Raw genomic sequence first — 19205 nt, 5'->3', positions numbered from 1 at the left:
AGATGGAGTGTTCCTAGAGTTCTACGTGACGGAAAAACCTTCGTCCGGCCCACGGGCTGCACACAGTCGTGCAGGGACGCACGACTCATGGTCAGGCGGACCTGCTCGACACACACCGAGAGGAACACTCACATGACCGCCACCACCACCGAGCGCCCCACCCAGACCGTCGAGACCACCGCTGCTGCCACCGCCACCCAGGCGACCACCGGCACGCAGACCGACGCCAACCGCCTCACCTTCGCCGTCGCCATGATCGCCGTCATGTTCGCCGTCATGGTCATGGCTGTCGTTGGCGCCGTCACCGGCATCCCGACCCTCATGTTCGCCTCCTCCGTCCTGGCCGCGATCACCATGGGCGTGGGCATCTACACCGGCATCAACCTCCTCGAGGCCCGCTGAGCATAGACGACTCCAGCAAGCTCATCGGAGCTCCACCAGATCCGGACCACGCACCACAAGCAACGCAGGCCCCGGACCCAGCCCGGCAAGGGCACAGAACAACGAGGCTGCGCGGCCAAGGAAGCCCGCGCAGCCATGGCAACCCGAGGGGAACCGCACAGGCGGCGCCTCTCTTCTCATATCCCCCTCCCCGCAACGCAAACGGAACCAGGTCTCGCACCGACTCCGCTCACCACTGGTGCACCCCTCCCCACAAGGCAGACACCACCCTCCCGAGCGGCACAGGAGCGGCCGAGATGTCCATATCGGACACAAAGGCGAACTCCGAGCTCACGCCACCGATAGGAAACCGCATGATTCCGCGGTTTCATCAGCGGCCTGATCGAGCCACCGGCTCCTTTGTCTCCGATTTGGACACCAAGCACCCTCTTCCTCGGTTTCGGATCAGGCATCGCGCCTCCCACTCAGAGCAGCAGGGCCCGGGCAGGAGGCGCGAGGACGGGAGGTCACGGTGAAGCCCCAGCGACCGGGACTTCACCGCCGGGGCTCACAGCGACATGTCGACGACGGCGCGCCCCTGGATCTCGCGGTTGCGCAGGGCGGTGTAGCCGGCGCCGGCCTCCTCCAGCGGCAGGCGGCGCGAGACGACGTCGCGGTAGTTGATGACGCCCTTGTCGGCCAGGTCGACGACGGCCGGCAGGTCCTGGCGGGTACGCGCCCCGTAGGAGCCGAGGATCGACTGCGAGCGGCGCACGGTGCGGTTGATCTCCACCCCGGCGGTCTGCACGCCGGCCCCCAGGCCGATCGGCACCATGCGGCCACCGTCGGCCAGAACGTCGAGGGCGGTGGTCCAGGTGGCGGGGATGCCCAGTGCCTCGAAGGAGACGTCGACGCCCTTGCCGCCGGTGAGTCGGAAGACCTCCTCACGGGCGTCCTGGGTGACGGAGTTGACCACGGCCGTGGCCCCGTAATCGAGCATGGGGGCGAGCTTGTCGTCGTCGACGTCGATGGCGATGATCTGGCTGGCGCCGAAGGCCCGGGCGATCTGGACGATGTTGGTGCCCACGCCGCCGGTGGCGACCACGGCGACGGTCTCCCCGTAGCGCAGGTCGGCGCCGCGGCGCACGGCCCCGTAACCGGTCATGGCGGCGCAGCCCAGGATGGCCGCCGGCACCATGTCGATGGTGTCTGGCACGGGGGCCACGGCGGTGGAGGGGACGACCGCGTACTCGGCCAGACCGCCCATGGAGTACATGGCCACCGGTTCGCCGTCGGGGGTGGCCAGACGGGTGGTGCCGTCGTAGAGGAGGCCCTTGAGACGGTTGAGGTCGAAGAAGGGGCCGCACAGCTCGTCGCGTCCCGAGGCGCAGGCGTCGCACTGGCCACAGGGCATGAGGAAGCCGCCGGCCACCTTCTGCCCGACAGTCAGGCCGGTGTGCTCGTTGCCGGGGCCAAGCTCCACGATGGTGCCGGAGACCTCGTGGCCGAGCACCGCCGGCAGCGGGAAGGCGATGGCACCGCCGATGACGTGGAGGTCGGAGTGGCACAGCCCGCAGGCGGCCACCTTGATGAGGACCTCGCCGGTCTTGGGCCGGGGGGTGCGCAGGGTCTCGATCTGCAGGCCGACCTCGTGGTCCCGCAGGACCGCCGCCTTCATGGTCTCAGGGATGGACGCGGTTGTCTCTGAGGCCTGGACTGCCTCGTTGCTCGTCATGCTCAGGTGCCTCTCTGTCAGGTGTCGACGACGACGGGTCGTCGAGTGGCCCCTCGCGGCCACACCCCCACCATACGACATTTGTCCTGACAAATCATAGGTCTGAAGTCGGAGTCGCGAGATCCGGTCACGGATACCCTCCGGACCCGTCCCACCCTTAGACCTTTAGACCTTCAGCTCCCGTGGCAGGCGCAGGAGCACGGCGACGACGCTGACCAGCGACAGCGCAAAGGCCGCCCAGTACAGGACGGACGTCCCGAGGTAGCTCACGACGAGCAGCGAGGCCAGGAGGACCCCGGCGCGCGCCAGGACCCCTCCGGTCGCCGAGGCGCGCCGCTGCGCCTCGACCAGCCAGGGCGGGATCCGCGGGTCGATCGCCCCCTGGCAGGCGGGCAGGACCAGGACGGACTGGCTGGCCACGAGGATCGTCAGCGACACGACGATGGTCCAAGCACCGCCCACTCCCCCGAGAGTCAGGCCGGTGACCAGGAAGGTCGCCCCCAGCACGGCCACAACGGTGCCCAGGACCACGCGCAGGAAGCGCAGCTGCTCGATCCGGGTCACCAGCACCAGGGCAAGAAGGGCCAACCCGCCCCAGGCCGCGGCGCTGGTGGCAATCGCGCTCGAGCCAAGGCCGAGGTCGACCGCGACCAGCGGAGCGAGGACCAGAGCCGCCGCGCCCAGCGGCGCCTCCTGAGCGAGGATGAGGACGGCGCCGGTCAGCACGGCGGCACGCACCTGGGGCACCCGCAAGTCCGCAGGGGTCAGAGCCTGTTGCTCGGCCAGCATCTCGGCGTCCAGTCGGGTCCAGTCGATGGCCACAGAGGCCTCCAGGGTCCCGTGCAGTCGGCGCAGGGCCTCGAAGGCCTCGACGTCACGGCTCTGCCGCACCAGCCAGGTCGGGCTCTCGGGCAGAGACAGGGCGCAGAACAGGTAGACCAGCGCAGCGACTGCGACCACCACCCAGGCGGTGGGGGTGCGCGCCGGGCTCCACCAGGCCGCCAGGGTCGTGATGCCCGCCCCGGCAGGACCGAGGGCCATGGCCTGCGGCATGAGACGCTTGTGCCCCCTCAGGGAGAGCTCGTGGCAGACCAGTGGCGCCACGACGAGCACCCCGCCGGCGGCCGATCCTGCGAGCCCGGCGCCGATGAGGGCGGGGACGCCGTGGAGCCCCGCTGCGAGCCCCGCCCCCACTGCAGCCAGCACGGCCACGACCAGGCCGGTTCTCCTGCGGCCCAGGTGCCGGGCAAGGGGCATGCCGGCGACGGTCCCCAAACCCATGGCCGCACCAACGACGCAGACCAGCGCCAGCGCATCGCTGCGGATGTCTGCGACGACGATGGCCAGCGCCCCTTCGAGGGCGCCGAGGAACAGACCTGCCGCCCATGCGTACAGGCGGAGGCGGAGCGGAGCGGGTGGCGCGCTGCGCGGCGGATGGGGGGTCATGGACCGGTCACCGTGTACGTCATGGACGGCATTGTGTGTAGATGTCTGTTCAGATGTGGCATCAGCTGACGCTGACGACGTCGGACGGGAACTGAGACAGTGTGTCAGAACCGAGCGGTCGGCTTCAATCCGCCCCTGTCGGGCCCACCGACCCGACGGCCTGTCGCTGGCTCAACACTGACTCAGCTCCCTGACCACGTGAATCAGCTGTACTCCTTCTCGAATCGGGCCTCGAGCTCCTCCAGGGAGTGGTACTTCGTCTCGGGCACGAACTTCATGTAGAAGATGAGTGACATGACGTTGAACAGGCAGAAGATGAGGTAGGTGCCCGCTCCTCCGAGCTTCTCCATCATGATGGGGAACACCAGGGCGACGATCCCATTGGCGATCCACAGGGTGCCCACGGCCAGTCCCATGGCCGTGCCGCGAACCTTGGCGGGGAAGATCTCCGCGACGAGGACCCAGGTGACTGTTCCGGACTGCTTGGCGAACACGAACAGCGAGACGATGAGCAGCACCAGGTAGGGGGCGAAGGCAGGGGCTCCCTTGATGTTGCCGTCGGCGTCCTGGTAGGGCTGGATGAGGAAGTAGAAGACCGCTGCCAGGAGCCCGAGGGAGACCACGATGCTGGCCTCCTGGTAGATGCCCACGTGCCGGCGGGCGAACTTGGTGACCAGCCACAGGCCGACGGCCGACCCCACGAAGGAGACGAATCCGGAGACCACATTGAGGGAGATCGCGTCACTCATGGGCAGGCCGGCCGCGGAGAGCACCTTGGGCGTGTAGTACATGGCCGTGTTGATGCCGGTGAGCTGGTCGGCCAGGCCCAGGATGATGCCGATGAAGAGCAGGTGGCGGGTCCACTTGACGCCCATGATCTGCGCCAGGCCCCACTTCTCCTGGTTGGCCTCCTTGCGCTGGATCTCAAGCATCTCGTCGACCTCTTCGGCGATGGAACCGTCCTTGGACTCGTCGCGCACCCGCTTGAGGGAGCCGATGGCCTCGGCGATGCGCAGGTTGGCGACGTACCAGCGCGAGGACTCCGGCATGAGGCGGATGCCGAACCACAGGGCGACGGCGGGCAGGGTGGCCAGCACGAGCATGTAGCGCCAGGTCATACCGTTGCCGGACTCGATCATGACGTTGCTGAAGTGCTGCACACTCTCCCAGGCGACCTTGTCGCCGGCCTTGGCGACGACCTCACCGGAGTTGTTGACGACGTCGTTGGCGAGGGTGACCTCCGGGCCGCCGTGCATGCGGGCGAGGACGGCGTTCATGGAGAAGGCGAGGAACTGGCCGAAGACGATCATCATCTGGTCCACGGCCACCAGGGTGCCGCGGATGCGCTTGGGGGCCGTCTCACCGAGGAAGACGGGGACGATCGCCGAGGCACCGCCGACGGCGAAGCCCAGCACGATCCGGAAGAAGTAGAGGACCCAGATGTTGGGCGAGATCGTGCAGCCCAGTGCCCCGATGAAGAAGACGATGGCCAGGAGCATGATGTTGTGCCGGCGCCCGTACTTGTCGGAGAGCTTGCCCCCCACCGAGGCGCCGAGCGCGGCGCCCAGGCAGAGCAGGCCGCCGATCCAGCCCTCCTCCCAGGAGGTGATCTGCAGGCCGTCGGCGCCGTGCGGCAGATACATGTAGGGCAGGGCTCCGGAGATGACACCGGTGTCGTAGCCGAAGAGCAGCGAGCCGAGGGTGGCGACCAGGGCGATGAGTCCGAGCGAGCGCTTCGGCCCTGAGGCGGGGGTCTGGTCGACCAGCTCCTGGATCTTCTCCGGCGTGTAGTGCGCCGCAGAGCTGGGTGATGTGGACATGAAGGAACTCCTTGGGTCGTCCGCCATCGTTGGCGGAGGCGAAAGAGAGCGCTGCTGGGTGGACCGGATGGCCCGGTCCGCCGGTCACCGCGCCGCAGCGCAGGAGCGGGAGCCGGCAGCGTGGGCGGCCCTCACCGGGAGCGGCGAGGGCCGATGAGGGTCAGCCGAGCTCCTCGCGGAGCCGGGCCAGCACTCGGCGGTTGATGTCGTCGGCGTGCTCGTGCCAGCCGAAGACGCACACGGAGAGCACGCCGTCGAAGCTGATGTCACGCAGCGTGGAGAAGACGGCGTCCCAGTCGACCTCGCCGTTGCCGATCTCGTTGTGCTGGTGGACGGTGACGTCGGCGCCGGGCGGGTTGACGATGTAGCGGTTGCCGTCGTTGGCGCGGTGGTTGAAGCCGTCGGCGATGTGGACCTCGCGCAGCTTGCCGGCCTCGTGGGCGGTGCGGATCATGCGCTCGACGTCGCCGGCACCGTCGGAGAGGTGGAAGGCGTGGGGGCAGCAGAACTCGTAGCCGATCCAGTCCTTGTTGACCGCACGCACGAGGTTCAGGGCGGGGTCGTGCAGCTCGACGAAGTCGTAGGGGTGGGCCTCCATGTTGAGGCGGATGCCGTAGCGCTCGAAGTCGGGGATGAGCTCCTCGATGGAGCGGAACCACTGCTCCTCGCTGCGGCGGGCCTGGTTGCGGTCTCCGGAGAACTCGGAGGTGATCTCCCGGACGTCGATCTGGTCGGCGAGCTCGAGCAGGCGGCGCCAGTTGGACACCTGGGCGCGCCGCTCCTCCTCGTCGGGCGAGGACCAGTTGAAGACGGGGTTGAGGGTGCGCACCTTGACGCCCGTCTCCTTCTGAGCCTTGTTGAGCTCGGCGACGAAGGCGTCGTCGGCGGCGGGGCGGTGGTGCCAGAAGTGGAAGTCCGCGTTGGGTGAGAGCTCGACGTGCTCGAAGCCCAGCTCGGCGGCCTTGTGGAGCGTGCGCACCGTGGACATGGTGCGGTAGTACATGTTCGGGTCAAGGGCGATGTCTACCAAGGAGGTCTCCTCTCGGGCGCCGACATCCATGTCGACACCCCCATAATGTCATGACAATGACGTCTGGGGAAGTGGTCGTGGCGGGAATTTCCAGATCCTTCAACGAAGCGGCAGGAGACCCCCGTCCTGCCGACGAAAAGTCCTCGTCCCGGGAGGCGGGGCTCATGCCTCCCGGGACGAACACGGCGGGCGGGACCCGTCACCGTCCTGCCGAGGGCGACCCCGGCGCACTCGCGAACACGCAGCAATCGCGAACGCTCCGGCAAGCGGCCGTATCGGCGAGGACGATGACGGGAGGCTTCAGGCGTAGAAGGCGGGCTTGTCGATGAGCGTGACGTCGACCATCGGCGAGGACTCGTCCTCCAGTGACGCGACCGCCGCGTCGACCACGGAGGTGGCCGCGTAGCCGTCCCAGGAGGTCGAGCCGGTGTGCTCGTCGCGGGCCACGGCGTTGATCCACTCCTGCACCTCGCGGTTGAAGGCGTCCTCGAAGCGGTCGATGTGCGACTGGCACATGGCGTTGCGGTTGCCGTGGATGTCGCGGATGTGGATCCGCTCCTGGTCGCCCAGCCTCACCGCGGCGGTCTCCAGCACGAGCTCGCACTCGATGGAGTAGGCGTACTGCAGGTTGACGTTGACCTCGTCGTCGATGCGCACGCCGGACTCGGTGTACATGACGACGACGACCGGGTCGATGAGGTGGTCGAAGCGGTGGGTGGTGGACCTCGGGCGCTCGACGCGCACCTTGACGATCTCCTCGTCCAGGAGCCAGCGCATCGTGTCGATCTCGTGGATCGCCGTGTCGTCGATGGCCATGCGCGAGGTGTAGGACTCCGGCACGGTGGGGTTGCGGTGACGGTTGTGGACCAGGAGGGCCCGTCCGTTGTCGCCGTCGTCGAGGACCTTCTTCATCTCGTTGTAGGCGGCGTCGAAGCGGCGCATGAAGCCCACGGTGACGAGCTTCTTGCCGGCCTTCTGCTCGGCCTCCATGATGGCGATGCAGTCCTCGGCGGTGGTGGCCAGCGGCTTCTCGCACAGGACGTACTTGCCGGCCTCGACAGCCTTGATGACGTCCGGGGCGTGGACCTTGCCGAAGGTGGCGATGAGGACGGCGTCGACGTCCGGGTCGTTGATGAGATCGTCGGCGCTGTCGTAGGCCTTGGCGCCGTAGGGCTGCGCGGCCGAGACCGCGGCCTCGTGGTTGATGTCGGCCACGGCGACGATCTCGCCGCCGGACAGGACGCCCGCGATGCGGGCCAGGTGGGCGCGGCCCATGCCGCCGGCGCCGATGAGTCCGATGCGTACAGTCATGCGTGTCTCCTCGTTGAGGTGGTGTCAGTGGTAGGTCGGCTGTTGGACGCGGCGGAAGGCCTCAGGCCAGTCCCAGGCCGCACTCGGCCACGTACGTGCGCATGTTGATGGCGTTCTGCTTGGGGAAGGAGGGCTCGCAGGGGTAGCAGTCCTGCTCGCAGATCGCGTAGATCGGCTTGTCCAGGGCGGCCAGGGCGTCGACGAACTCGTGCATCTCGGGCAGGCCGGCGGGCGGGCAGACTGAGGCGCCCTTGGTGACGGCCTCACCGAAGGGCCAGTCCTTCTCATGGGCCTCTCGGGTGATGCCCTCGTCGAAGGCCTTGATGTGGACGTAGGTGATGCGCTCGGGGTACTTCCGGCACAGCTCGACGGGGTCGCCGCCTCCGTAGACGACGTGCCCGGAGTCCAGGCACAGGTTGACGTAGGTGGGGTCGGTGGCGTCGAAGATGCGGGCGATCTCCTCGGGAGTCTCGATGTGAGAGTCGCCGTGGGGGTGGAGGACCATCTTGAGGCCGTACTCATCCAGGAGCATCTGCCCCAGGGCGTTGGCGTGCTCGACGTAGAGCTTCCAGGCGTCGTCGGACAGGACGCGGTCGTCGGTCCACTCCCAGGTCTTGTCATCGCGGTAGAGCGGGGGCAGGTGGACGATGTACTCGGCGCCGACGGCGGCGTGGGTCTCGGCGATGGCGCGGAAGGTCTTGAGGGTGGTCTCCCAGGCCTCCTGCTTGTGCAGGACGCCCCAGCCGGTACCGGCCACCACCCTCATGCCGAACTCGTCGCACCACTTCTGGAGCTCCTTGGGGGCGGTCGGGAAGTAGCCGAAGGGGCCGGTCTCGATGACCTCGAAGCCGGCCTCGGCCATCTCCTCCCAGGCCTGACGGGGGTCCATCTGCCTGGGGTCCTCGGGGAACCAGACGCCCCACTGGTCGGGGCAGACACCGATGGTGAGTTTGGAGTACTTGGGATCGTTGGTGTTGACGGCTTTGGACATCGTTGTCTCCTTCGCGTGGCGATACCCGAATCGTTTCGGATGCGAGATCCACGATATACCTCAACTGATCGAAAGCATAGAGTTTTGTACTGACAAAGAGGTCTGATCTCTAGCGCTTCCAACAAGGCGCGGACGCACCGTAGATCTCGCGGACTCATCCTGCAGATCAGTCGTTGAGTTCTATGGTGCGTCCGCGGTGATGGGTGGCGGAGCAGCCGGGCCTACTCCTCGCGCTGGAAGGACATGGTCGCGGCGTAGGTCTTCTCCGAGGGCCAGCGGGTGGTGACCGCCTTGGCGCGGGTGTAGAACCGCACGCCCTCAGGGCCGTGGATGTGGGTGTCGCCCAGGAGCGACTCCTTCCAGCCGCCGAAGGAGTAGTAGGCCACCGGCGTGGGGATCGGCACGTTGATGCCCACCATGCCGGCCTCGACGTCGAGCTCGAAGCGACGGGCCACGCCGCCGTCGTTGGTGAAGATGGCCGCGCCGTTGCCGAAGGGCGAGGAGTTGACCTGCTTGATGGCCTCCTCGTAGGTGTCGGCGTGGACGATCGCGAGCACCGGCCCGAAGACCTCCTCGGTGTAGAGCGAGGACTCCAGGGAGACGTTGTCGACGATGGTCGGGCCGAGGAAGTGACCCTTCTCGTGTCCGGGGATGACCAGCGGGCGGCCGTCGAGGACGACCTCGGCCCCCTTGGCCTCGGCGTCGTCGATGAGGCCGGTGATGAACTCCTTGGACTTGGCGTCGATGACCGGGCCCATCTCAACGCCCTCGTCCATGCCGTAGCCGACCTTGATCTTCTCGGCGTGGGCCTTGACGCGACGGGCCAGGTCCGGTCCGCAGCCGCCCACGGCCACGACGACGGGCAGGGCCATGCAGCGCTCGCCGGCGGCCCCGAAGGCGGCGGCGGAGATGTGCTGGGCGGCGAAGTCCAGGTCTGAGTCGGGCATGACGATGGCGTGGTTGTTCGCCCCGCCCAGGGCCTGGACGCGTTTGCCGTGGGTGACGCCGGTGTCCTGGACGATGTGGGCCACCGGGGTGGAGCCCACGAAGGAGATCGCGTCGATGCCGGGGTGCTCGAGAACCTTGGAGACCATGGTGCGGTTGCCGGAGACGACGTTGAAGACGCCGTCGGGCAGGCCGGCCTCCTTGTAGAGCTCGGCCGTCAGCAGGGCCGCCGAGGGCGTGGCCGAGGCCGGCTTGAGGACGAAGGCGTTACCGGTGGCGATGGCAATGGGGTGCATCCACATGGGCACCATGGCCGGGAAGTTGAAGGGGCAGATGCCGGCGACGACGCCGACCGGCTGACGCAGGGTGTGGATGTCCACGCCGGTGGAGATGTCGAAGGAGTGCTCGCCCTTGAGGGCCAGGTTGATGGCGGTGGCGAAGTCGAGGGTCTCGCGCCCGCGCTGGATCTCGCCGACGGCGTCGGAGTAGTTCTTGCCGTGCTCGGCCACGATCATCTTGGCCATCTCGTCCTGGTGGTCCAGGACCAGCTGGCGCATGCGGAACATGATGGCGGTGCGCTTGGCCAGCGAGACCTTCGCCCACTCCTTCTGGGCTCGGCGGGCCACCTCGACGGCGTGGTCGAGGTCGGCGTCGGAGGCCTGGAGCAGCTCGGCCTCGACCTCACCGGTTCCCGGGTTCTCGACGGCGAAGCGGCCGATCGGATTTCCCTCGTAGTACTTTCCGTCAACCCAGTGCGCAATGGTTCTCATCGTTATCGACTCCTGATTGTCGGTTTCGCGGACCCACCCCGTCTATGGGGTGGGCAGGGCCGGACCCCGACCAAGGTCTCACGAACGGGCCGGTCGGGCGCCCAGCGCCTTGCATGTACTCCAAGCCTAACGTCCTAGACGGCAAATGGTGCCGTTTTGTCAGAACATAATGGGGGCGTTGACCACATCGTGATCTTGGCGTCCTTCCGCAGCGCCGCTGACACAGCACCCGAGGGACACCCGTCCCAGAAGGGAGCGCGCGCACGGCGGGGGTCCACGGCACTATCCGCCGTGGACCCCCGCCGTCGCGGCTGGCGCAGGAGCTGCGCGCCATTTCCCGCGTCCTACCTGCGATCCCTTCAGGTAGTGGCCTTACAGGTAGTGACGTTGAGGCTTGCGGTCACGCAGGTACTCCTCGTAGGCGCGCTGCGTGGACTCCAGCTCGGAGACGCCCGAGACCGGGACGTCCCACCAGCTCGACCCGGGAGGGTTGGGGCCGTAGAGGTCGGTCTCGATGTGGATCATCGTGGGACGGTCGGAGGCCTCGGCCTTGCGGTAGGCCTCCTTGAACTCCGCGATGGTGTGGACCTCGAGGACGTCCAGACCCCAGGAGCGGGCGTTGGCGGCGATGTCGACGCCGTCGATGACCTGCTCGTCGGCCAGGTGGCTGCCCTCGCCGCGCCGGCGGTACTTGGTGCCGAAGCGCTGGGACCCGCGGGACTCCGAGAGGGCGCCGATGGAGCAGAAGCCGTAGTTCTGCAGCAGGACGTAGATGACCTTGATGTTCTCCTGGACCACGGTGGCCAGCTCCATGGGGAGCATCTGGTAGGTGCCGTCACCCACGATGGAGACCACCTCGACCTCGGGGCGGGCGAGCTTGACGCCCATGGCGGCGGGCACCTCGTAGCCCATGCAGGAGAAGGCGTACTCCACGTGGTACTGCAGCGGGCTGCGGGCCTGCCACAGGGCCTGGAGGTCACCGGGCATGGAGCCGGCGGCGTTGATGACCACGTCCTCCTCCCCCATGAGCTCGTTGAGGGCGCCGAAGACCTCGGTCTGGGCGGGCAGGGGCCCGTGGTCCAGGTGGTAGCAGCGCTCGGTGGCCTTGAGCCAGGCCTCCTTCTCCGCGGTGATCTCCTCGGAGTAGGCCGTCTCGACACGGTAGTCCGCGAGCGCCTCCCTCAGGGCCGCCAGGGCCTCGCGGGCGTCGGCCACCACCATCTCCGCGCTCTCCTTGGCGGCGTCGAAGGGGGTGACGTTGATGTTCACGAACGTCACGTTGGGGTTCTTGAACTGGGTCTTGGAGGCCGTGGTGAAGTCGGAGTAGCGGGTGCCCACGCCGATGATGAGGTCGGCCTTGTCAGCGATGTGGTTGCCGGAGTCGCATCCGGTGGAGCCCACGCCGCCCACGGCGCTGGGGTGGTCGAAGTTGATGGCGCCCTTGCCGGCCTGGGTGTCGCCCACCGGGATGCCGGTGGCGGTGGCCAGGGCGCGCAGCTCCTCGCTGGCACCGGCGTAGATGGTGCCTCCGCCGGCGATGATGAGGGGGCGCTTGGCGGCCTTGATGAGGGCGACGGCGCGCTCCAGGGCGGCGGGCTCGGGCACCGGGCGGCGCACGTGCCACACGCGCTTGCGGAACAGCTCCACGGGCCAGTCGAAGACCTCGGCCTGGACGTCCTGAGGCATGGCGATGGTGACCGCGCCGGTCTCGGCCGGGTCGGTGAGCACGCGCATGGCGTTCAGCAGCGAGGGGATGAGCTGCTCGGGCCGGTTGATGCGGTCGAAGAAGCGCGAGACGGGCCGGAAGGCGTCATTGACCGAGACGTCCAGGCTGGTGGGGTCCTCCAGCTGCTGGAGCACGGGGTCGGGGACGCGGGTGGCGAACTGGTCGGAGGGGAGCAGCAGCACCGGCAGGCGGTTGGTGGTGGCCAGGGCGGCCCCGGTGACCATGTTGAGGGACCCCGGACCGATGGAGGCCGTGCACATGTAGGTCTGGAGGCGGTTGGTGGTCTTGGCGAAGGCAGCGGCCGCGTGCACCTGCCCCTGCTCGTTGCGGGGCATGATGTAGGGCATCTCCTGCTCGCCGTCGGCGCGGGCGATCTCGTTCTGCAGGAGGGCCTGACCGATGCCGGCCACGTTGCCGTGGCCGAAGATCCCGAAGGCGCCGGCGATGAGGCGCTGCTCGACGCCGTCGCGCTCGGAGTACTGGTTGGACAGGAAACGGATGGTGGCCTGGGCGACCGTCAGGCGGATCGTGCCGGCGTAGGCTTCGTTACTCATCGTGGTTCTTCTCTGCTCTTCTCAGGTGGTGGGGGCGGTCGAAAGGCGGGTCGGCTAGTCGTTCATGGGGGTCATGGGCAGGCGCGGGTCGACCTCCTGCCCTTCCCAGGTCTGGCGCACCCAGGTGTGGTGGGGGTCGTCGGTCATGAGCCACACGGAGTCCTCGGCGGGGCCGGCCATGACGTTGAGGTAGTAGAGGTCGTAGCCGGGGGCGGCCACGGAGGGGCCGTGGTAGCCGTAGGGCATGACGACGACGTCACCGTCGCGCACCTCGGTGCACACGTCGATGTCGTGGCCGGGCGAGGGGTAGATGCGCTGGAGCGCGAAGCCCTCGGCGTCACCCTCGCCGGCGCGGACCTGGTAGTAGTAGATCTCCTCCAGGACCCGCTCGACCTCGGTGTGCTCGTCGTGCTTGTGGGGCGGGTAGGAGGACCAGTTGCCCCCGGGGGTCAGGACCTCGCAGGCCAGCAGGTGGGAGGTCTCGACGTCGTTGCCCAGGGCGTAGTTGTTGACCTGGCGCGAGGAGGGGCCGGCCCCGCGCAGGCCGGTGCCGACCTCGGAGCGCGGGCAGTAGCGCAGCGGCTTGTCGGTGGTGGCCTTGGAGCCGGGCAGGGCGATGCGGGCGCCGTCTGCGCTGGTGAGGGTCACCTCAGTGCGGCGGGGGACGTAGACGTAGTCGGTGATGTCGGTGAAGACCGACTCGCGGCCGGCGACCTCGAAGCGCTCACCGCCGGCCTGGACGCCGCAGCCCCCCGACAGCGGCAGGACGAGGTACTCGTGCTCGCCGGCGGGCACGGTCAGGCTCCCACCGGGGGCGAGCGCCACCACGCGCAGGGAGGACCACTCCCAACCGGCCCGCTCAGGGGTGAGGTCCAGCTCGTAGCTGTCGTGGGCGAGCTCGCCGGCGCGGATGACGTAGCGGGACTGACTCGACGTCTCGGGCTGGGCGGTGCGGTCGGTGTGGCCCATGGTGGTGCTCCTTCAGCTCCTGGGTGGTACTCGTGCGGATTGTCTCGTACGGGGCGGCCCTGCCGGGGCCGATTGACAGTGGCTGCGGACTGGGGCGGTCGCCCCGCTTGTGGATGCTTCAGGTGCTCACAGCAGGGCGACGGCGGCGTCGACGGCGGCCTTGACGTCGTCATTGCCCGGGTAGAGCAGGGAGCGGCCCACGACCAGCCCCCTGACATTGGGCAGCTCGAGGGCGGCCGCCCAGGAAGCCCGGGTGGCCTCGGGGTCGGCCGAGACCTCGCCGCCCAGAATGAGGCTGGGCAGGGAGGTGGAGGCCATGACGCGCCGCATTGAGGCGGGGCCGCTGACGCAGGGCAGCTTGAGCCAGGTGTGCGCCGAGCTGCGCCCCAGCGCCTGGGCGATGCAGATCGAGCGGATGACGGCCTCCTCGCTGATGTCGTTGACGATCCGGCCGCCCTCCCACCGCGAGATGAAGGGCTCGATCATCGCGTTCAGCCCGCGCTCGGACAGGGAGTCGATGGCCTTGGCGCTGGCCTCGAGGGTGGCGGCGCTGGCGGGGTCGGCGTAGTTGACGCGGGTGAGCATCTTGCCGCCGTCGAGGTGAGAGGCCTCGATGCCCTCGGCGTCGTAGGCGCCGAAGCGGTCATCCATCTCGAAGGAGGCCCCCTGGAGGCCGATCCGGTTCATGGAGCCCCACACGAGCTTGCCGTCCAGGGCGCCCAGGAGCGTCAGGTCCTCGATGATCTCCGCGGTTCCCAGGAACCCGTTGACGCCGGGGCGGGACAGGGCCGTCATGCAGCGCTGGAGGAGGTCCTCACGGTCGGCCATCGCCAGGGGCCGCTCCCCCGCCCCCAGGGCCCCGCGGGCCGGGTGGTCGCAGGCGATGACCATGAGGCGCCCGGCCCCGGCCAGGTCGGCGCGGGGGCGCTGGGCCAGCGCCCGACCGATACGGCCGGGGTCGGTGGCCCGGATCTCGGTGACGGCGTCGGTCAGCGGCCGCGGCCCCGAGGCGGAGGCGGCAGGGGTGGGTGATGCGCTCATCGGGGGCTCCTCACAGGTCCGTCAGCCCCGGGGCGACCTCGTCGCGGCAGGCGCGCATGAGCTCGAGCAGCTCGGGCTCGGTGGGCATGGCGGTGGAGCACTCCAGTCGGGACGAGACGATCGCCCCCGCGGTGGAGGCGGCGAAGATGGTCTTCTCCAGGGACCATCCCGACAGCAGACCGTGGCAGATGGCCCCGCCGAAGGCGTCCCCGGCACCCAGGCCGTTCTTCGTGTCCACTGAGGTCACGGGCATCTCCACCCGCTCGGTGCGGGTCTTGGCCAGCGTCCCCTCCAGCCCCTGCTTGACGATGGCCAGCTCGACGCCGGCCTCCAGGAGGGCGTCGGCCGCCCGCTCGGGGTCGCGCTCGCCGACGGCGACCTCGCACTCCTCCCGGTTGCCGATGGCGACGGTGACCTTGGGCAGGATCCTGGAGACCTCCCGGTGGGCCGTCTCCTTGTCCTTCCAGAACATGGGACGGTAGTCGAGGTCGGCGATCGTGAAGCGCCGCCGGTCGCGGGTGCCCAGGGCCGCGTGGTGGGCCGAGCGCGAGGGCTCCTTGCTCAGCCCGGTCACCGAGATCCAGAAGATGGAGGCGTCGCGGATGGACTCCAGCGGCAGGTCGTCCCAGGTCAGCTCCAGATCGGGGGCCGATGGCTCGCGGTAGAAGTAGAGGGGGAAGTCATCCGGCGGGAAGATCTCGCAGAAGGTGACCGGGGTGTTGTAGGCGGCCTTGGTGACGACGTGGCGGTCGTCGACGCCCAGGCGGCGCATCTCGGTGTGCACGAAGCGCCCGAAGGGGTCGTTGCCAACGCCGGTGACGACGGCGGAGCGGTGCCCGTAGCGGGCGGCGGCCACCGCCACATTGGTGGGGCTTCCGCCCAGGAACTTGCCGAAGCTCTCCACGTCCTCCAGCCCGACGCCGACCTGGAGGGGATAGATGTCAATGCCGCAGCGCCCGATGGTGAGCACGTCGAGCCGATCAGCGCCTCCGGCGCCTGGGGGCGGACCCTCGGGCGCGACCGACTCAGTTGCCTTGGTCGTTGCCGTCGTCGCTGTCGTCACGGTGATCGCGTCTCCACATCCTTGGGGCCTGCAGGCCTGCGGGAATGAGGTCTGCTTCGGGCGTCACTGCGAAGCCTGCCCCACAGGACCGCCCCAGGTCAAGCAATTGTCAGAACATTTGAGGGCCCACTTCCCCGAAGAGCGGCGCCGGGATGACGACAGTGCGTGACATCAGCAGACAGCATCCGTATGCTCGAGGCATTATCACGTCTGACACAGGCCTATCTCATGTCTGATTCAACATCCCCTTTCGCCCTCGACATCACGATCGACCGCGACTCCAAGACGCCGTTGCACACGCAAATTTCTGAGCCCCTGGCCTCACTCATCCTCGACGGCACACTGCCGGCCGGCAGCCGCCTGGAGGACGAGCTCTCGATGGCCAAGCGACTGAAGGTCTCCCGCCCCACAGCGCGCCAGGCCCTTCAGCACCTGGTGGACCGCGGCCTGGTCAAGCGCCGTCGGGGCGTGGGCACGATCGTCTCCCCCATGCACGTCCACCGGCCGATGCAGCTGACCAGCCTGCTGTCGGACCTGTCCGCGGCCGGCCACACGACCTCCACGAGCGTGCTGGACTACACCGAGCACGAGGCCGACGCCGAGGCCGCCGAGCACCTCGAGGTCGAGGAGGGCACCGCCGTCGTGACCTGCACCCGCATTCGCTGCGCCGACGGTGAGCCGATCGCGGTGCTGTCCAACCTCATGCCGGCGGCCATCGCCCCCACCCGCGAGGAGCTGGAGACCGGGGGCCTCTACGACCTGCTGCGCGCCCAGGACGCCATCCCCACCGCGGCCAAGCAGACCATCGGGGCCCGCAACGCCTCCGCCCGCGAGGCCGACCTCCTCCATGAGCGACGCCGCGCCGCCCTGATGACCGCCACCCGCATCACCTACGACCAGTCGGGCCGCGTCATCGAGTACGGGCAGCACATCTACCGCGCCTCGCGCTACACCTTCGAGACCTCGCTGTTCTCCAGCTAGCCCTCACACCGGCGCCGGGGCCACCGCCGTTCCCAGAAATCTTTGTCCTGACATTTTATTGACAGATGCCGTCGAGCGCACTTCAATAGGGGCTACCGGACCGCGGCTGCAAGGACGCCTGCGCGGATGAACCCGAAAGAGAGCACAGAACCGATGAGCATCGACTACACCCCCGGACCCCTTCTCGACGCCGCCCGCAACACGCCCACCGCCCTGTGGAACGACTCAGCCGACCCCGACGAGCTGCGCCAGTCCATCTCCTTCGGCGGTGTGGGCGCCACCTGCAACCCCACCATCGCCTACACCTGCATCAACCAGCGCAAGGACGTGTGGCTCCCCCGCATCGCCGAGCTGGCCGAGGAGATGCCCGAGGCCACCGAGTCCGAGATCGGCTGGCAGGTCGTACGCGAGATGAGCATCGAGGCCGCCACGCTGCTCGAGCCCATCTTCGAGGAGCACAAGGGACGCAACGGCCGCCTGTCGATGCAGACCGACCCGCGCCTGGCCCGCAGCGCCAAGGCCCTGGCCGACCAGGCCGAGGAGTTCTCCAACCTGGCCAAGAACATCATCGTCAAGATCCCCGCGACCTCCGTGGGCGTCGAGGCCATCGAGGACGCCACCTACCGGGGCGTGTCGGTCAACGTCACCGTCTCCTTCTCCGTGCCCCAGGCCGTGGCCACCGGTGAGGCCATCGAGCGCGGCCTCAAGCGCCGCGAGGCCGAGGGCAAGGACGTCTCCACCATGGGCCCGGTCGTCACCCTCATGGGCGGTCGCCTGGACGACTGGCTCAAGATCGTGGCCAAGCGGGACAAGCTCTTCATCGACCCCGGTCACCTGGAGTGGGGCGGCGTGGCCGCCCTGAAGCGCGCCTACCAGGAGTTCCAGGCCCGCGGCCTGCGCGCCCGCGTGCTGTCGGCCGCCTTCCGCAACGTGCTGCAGTGGTCCGAGCTGGTCGGCGGCGACCTGGTCGTCTCCCCGCCCTTCGCCTGGCAGAAGCTCATCAACGACTCCGACTACAAGGTCGTGGAGCGCATCGACGAGCCCGTGGCCCCCGAGATCATGGAGACGCTCCTGTCGATCCCGGAGTTCGTGCGCGCCTACGAGCCCGACGGCATGACGCCCGAGGAGTTCGACTCCTTCGGTGCGACCCGCCGCACCCTGCGCGGCTTCCTCCAGGCCGACGCCGACCTGGACGCCCTGGTGCGCGACGTCATCATGCCCCAGCCCTGATCGACTCCAGTCAGGGTCGTCCGGGTCCCGGTGGGGCCCGGACGACCAGAGCGGCACCCGCCGCGCCGGGCGGGTCCACGGCATGTTCGGTCATGTCCACACGTTCCGCGCCCTCGAACCGCCCACCCCAACCACTGTCCACAGTTCAGACACCAACCCAGACACCCACTCACACGCAGAAGGAGCAAGGATGCTCTCCATCGCCGTCATCGGTGCCGGCCGCATCGGCCACGTCCACGCCAAGACCATCGCCGCCCACCCCCAGGCCGAGCTCGCCCTGGTCTGCGACCCCTTCGAGGACGCGGCCGAGAAGCTCGCCGCCACCTACGGGGCCCGGTCATGCAAGGACGCCGAGGAGGTCTTCGCCGACCCCGAGATCGACGCCGTCATCGTCGGCTCCCCCACGCCGCTGCACATCCCCCACCTGCTGGCCGCCGCCAAGGCGGGCAAGGCGGTGCTGTGCGAGAAGCCGATCGCTCTGGACATGAAGGACGTCGAGGCCGCCCAGGCCGAGCTCGACGCCGTCAAGGTCCCCGTCATGTTCGGCTTCAACCGCCGCTTCGACCCCAGCTTCGCCGCCGCCCGCGCCGCGGTCGAGGCCGGCAGGATCGGCGATATCGAGCAGCTGACCATCATCAGCCGCGACCCGGCCGCCCCGCCGGCGGAGTACATCAAGGTCTCCGGCGGCATCTTCCGCGACATGACCATCCACGACTTCGACACCGCCCGCTTCTTCCTGGGCGAGATCGAGGAGGTCTACGCCGCCGGGCAGAACCTCGACCCGTCCCTGAAGGACACCGGCGACTTCGACGCCGCCGTCGTCACCCTCAAGGCCGCCTCGGGCGCCGTGGCCACGATCATCAACAACCGCCACTGCTCCTCCGGCTACGACCAGCGCCTCGAGGCCTCGGGCCGCGAGGGCGCCCTGTTCGCAGAGAACATCCGCGCCACCACGGTGCGCCTGTCCAACGGCGAGGTCACCGACGCCCAGGAGCCCTACCTCGACTTCTTCCTGGAGCGCTACGCCGACGCCTACCGCATCGAGCTGAGCGCCTTCATCGAGGCCGTCGAGGCCGGCACCACGCCCCCCACCGGCATCGAGGACGCCATCGCGGCCCTGCGCCTGGCCGAGGCCGCCACGGAGTCGGCCCACTCCGGACAGCCGGTGCGTCTGAGCTGAGCACCGCCCCCTCTGACGCGCGGTGGGCGTCG

At 68.7% G+C, this 19205-nt stretch carries 15 protein-coding genes; 4 read left to right on the top strand and 11 right to left on the bottom strand.

The window, feature by feature from the left end:
- Positions 1-132 precede the first annotated feature (132 nt).
- A complete protein-coding gene (locus FBF36_RS03680) occupies positions 133-402 on the top strand; it encodes a hypothetical protein (RefSeq protein WP_034491030.1) in 270 nt (89 codons plus the stop codon).
- A gap of 547 nt (positions 403-949) precedes the next feature.
- On the opposite strand, the gene FBF36_RS03675 is transcribed toward FBF36_RS03680, so the two are convergent.
- The 11 genes from FBF36_RS03675 to iolC form a co-directional block, all read right to left on the bottom strand.
- Positions 950-2116, bottom strand: coding sequence for a zinc-binding dehydrogenase (locus tag FBF36_RS03675; protein WP_009393479.1), 1167 nt, complete (start codon positions 2114-2116; stop codon positions 950-952).
- Positions 2117-2281: 165 nt separating this feature from the next.
- Complete coding sequence (locus tag FBF36_RS03670; protein ID WP_009393478.1) at positions 2282-3562, bottom strand: MFS transporter; 1281 nt, start codon at positions 3560-3562, stop codon at positions 2282-2284.
- A 203-nt stretch (positions 3563-3765) separates the two neighbouring features.
- The gene (locus tag FBF36_RS03665; RefSeq protein ID WP_034491027.1) at positions 3766-5382 is read right to left on the bottom strand and encodes an MFS transporter; all 1617 of its coding nucleotides are present in this window, start codon (positions 5380-5382) and stop codon (positions 3766-3768) included.
- Positions 5383-5542: 160 nt separating this feature from the next.
- Positions 5543-6412 carry a sugar phosphate isomerase/epimerase family protein gene (locus tag FBF36_RS03660; RefSeq protein ID WP_034491038.1) on the bottom strand — a complete coding sequence of 290 codons (870 nt, stop codon included), beginning with the start codon at positions 6410-6412 and terminating at the stop codon, positions 5543-5545.
- Positions 6413-6712: 300 nt separating this feature from the next.
- Entirely contained in the window at positions 6713-7723 is a 1011-nt protein-coding gene (locus FBF36_RS03655; RefSeq protein ID WP_009393474.1) for a Gfo/Idh/MocA family protein, read from the bottom strand.
- Between the two features lie 61 nt (positions 7724-7784).
- Positions 7785-8714 carry a sugar phosphate isomerase/epimerase family protein gene (locus tag FBF36_RS03650; protein WP_009393467.1) on the bottom strand — a complete coding sequence of 310 codons (930 nt, stop codon included), beginning with the start codon at positions 8712-8714 and terminating at the stop codon, positions 7785-7787.
- A 221-nt stretch (positions 8715-8935) separates the two neighbouring features.
- Positions 8936-10429: a CoA-acylating methylmalonate-semialdehyde dehydrogenase gene (locus FBF36_RS03645; protein ID WP_009393466.1), complete on the bottom strand. Its 1494-nt coding sequence runs from the start codon at positions 10427-10429 to the stop codon at positions 8936-8938.
- Between the two features lie 372 nt (positions 10430-10801).
- Positions 10802-12709: a 3D-(3,5/4)-trihydroxycyclohexane-1,2-dione acylhydrolase (decyclizing) gene (gene iolD / locus FBF36_RS03640; protein WP_009393465.1), complete on the bottom strand. Its 1908-nt coding sequence runs from the start codon at positions 12707-12709 to the stop codon at positions 10802-10804.
- A gap of 54 nt (positions 12710-12763) precedes the next feature.
- On the bottom strand, positions 12764-13678 hold the full coding sequence (gene iolB / locus FBF36_RS03635; protein WP_009393464.1) for a 5-deoxy-glucuronate isomerase: 915 nt from the start codon (positions 13676-13678) through the stop codon (positions 12764-12766).
- 126 nt (positions 13679-13804) lie between these two features.
- A complete protein-coding gene (locus FBF36_RS03630) occupies positions 13805-14719 on the bottom strand; it encodes a deoxyribose-phosphate aldolase (RefSeq protein ID WP_138137175.1) in 915 nt (304 codons plus the stop codon).
- Positions 14720-14729: 10 nt separating this feature from the next.
- On the bottom strand, positions 14730-15782 hold the full coding sequence (gene iolC, locus FBF36_RS03625; RefSeq protein WP_034492386.1) for a 5-dehydro-2-deoxygluconokinase: 1053 nt from the start codon (positions 15780-15782) through the stop codon (positions 14730-14732).
- Positions 15783-16010: 228 nt separating this feature from the next.
- On the opposite strand from iolC, the gene FBF36_RS03620 reads away from it, so the two are divergent.
- The 3 genes from FBF36_RS03620 (at position 16011) to iolG (ending at position 19173) form a co-directional block, all read left to right on the top strand.
- The gene (locus tag FBF36_RS03620; protein ID WP_034492398.1) at positions 16011-16763 is read left to right on the top strand and encodes a GntR family transcriptional regulator; all 753 of its coding nucleotides are present in this window, start codon (positions 16011-16013) and stop codon (positions 16761-16763) included.
- 153 nt (positions 16764-16916) lie between these two features.
- Positions 16917-17993, top strand: a complete 1077-nt coding sequence (locus FBF36_RS03615) for a transaldolase family protein (RefSeq protein WP_009396539.1) — start codon at positions 16917-16919, stop codon at positions 17991-17993.
- A gap of 190 nt (positions 17994-18183) precedes the next feature.
- Positions 18184-19173: an inositol 2-dehydrogenase gene (iolG, locus tag FBF36_RS03610; protein WP_009396541.1), complete on the top strand. Its 990-nt coding sequence runs from the start codon at positions 18184-18186 to the stop codon at positions 19171-19173.
- Positions 19174-19205 lie beyond the last annotated feature (32 nt).

The organism is Actinomyces sp. oral taxon 171 str. F0337 (assembly GCF_005696555.1).
Classification (GTDB): domain Bacteria; phylum Actinomycetota; class Actinomycetes; order Actinomycetales; family Actinomycetaceae; genus Actinomyces; species Actinomyces oris_E.
Note: the sequence above shows the minus strand (reverse complement) of the source record. Positions and strands in the feature narration are given on the sequence as shown.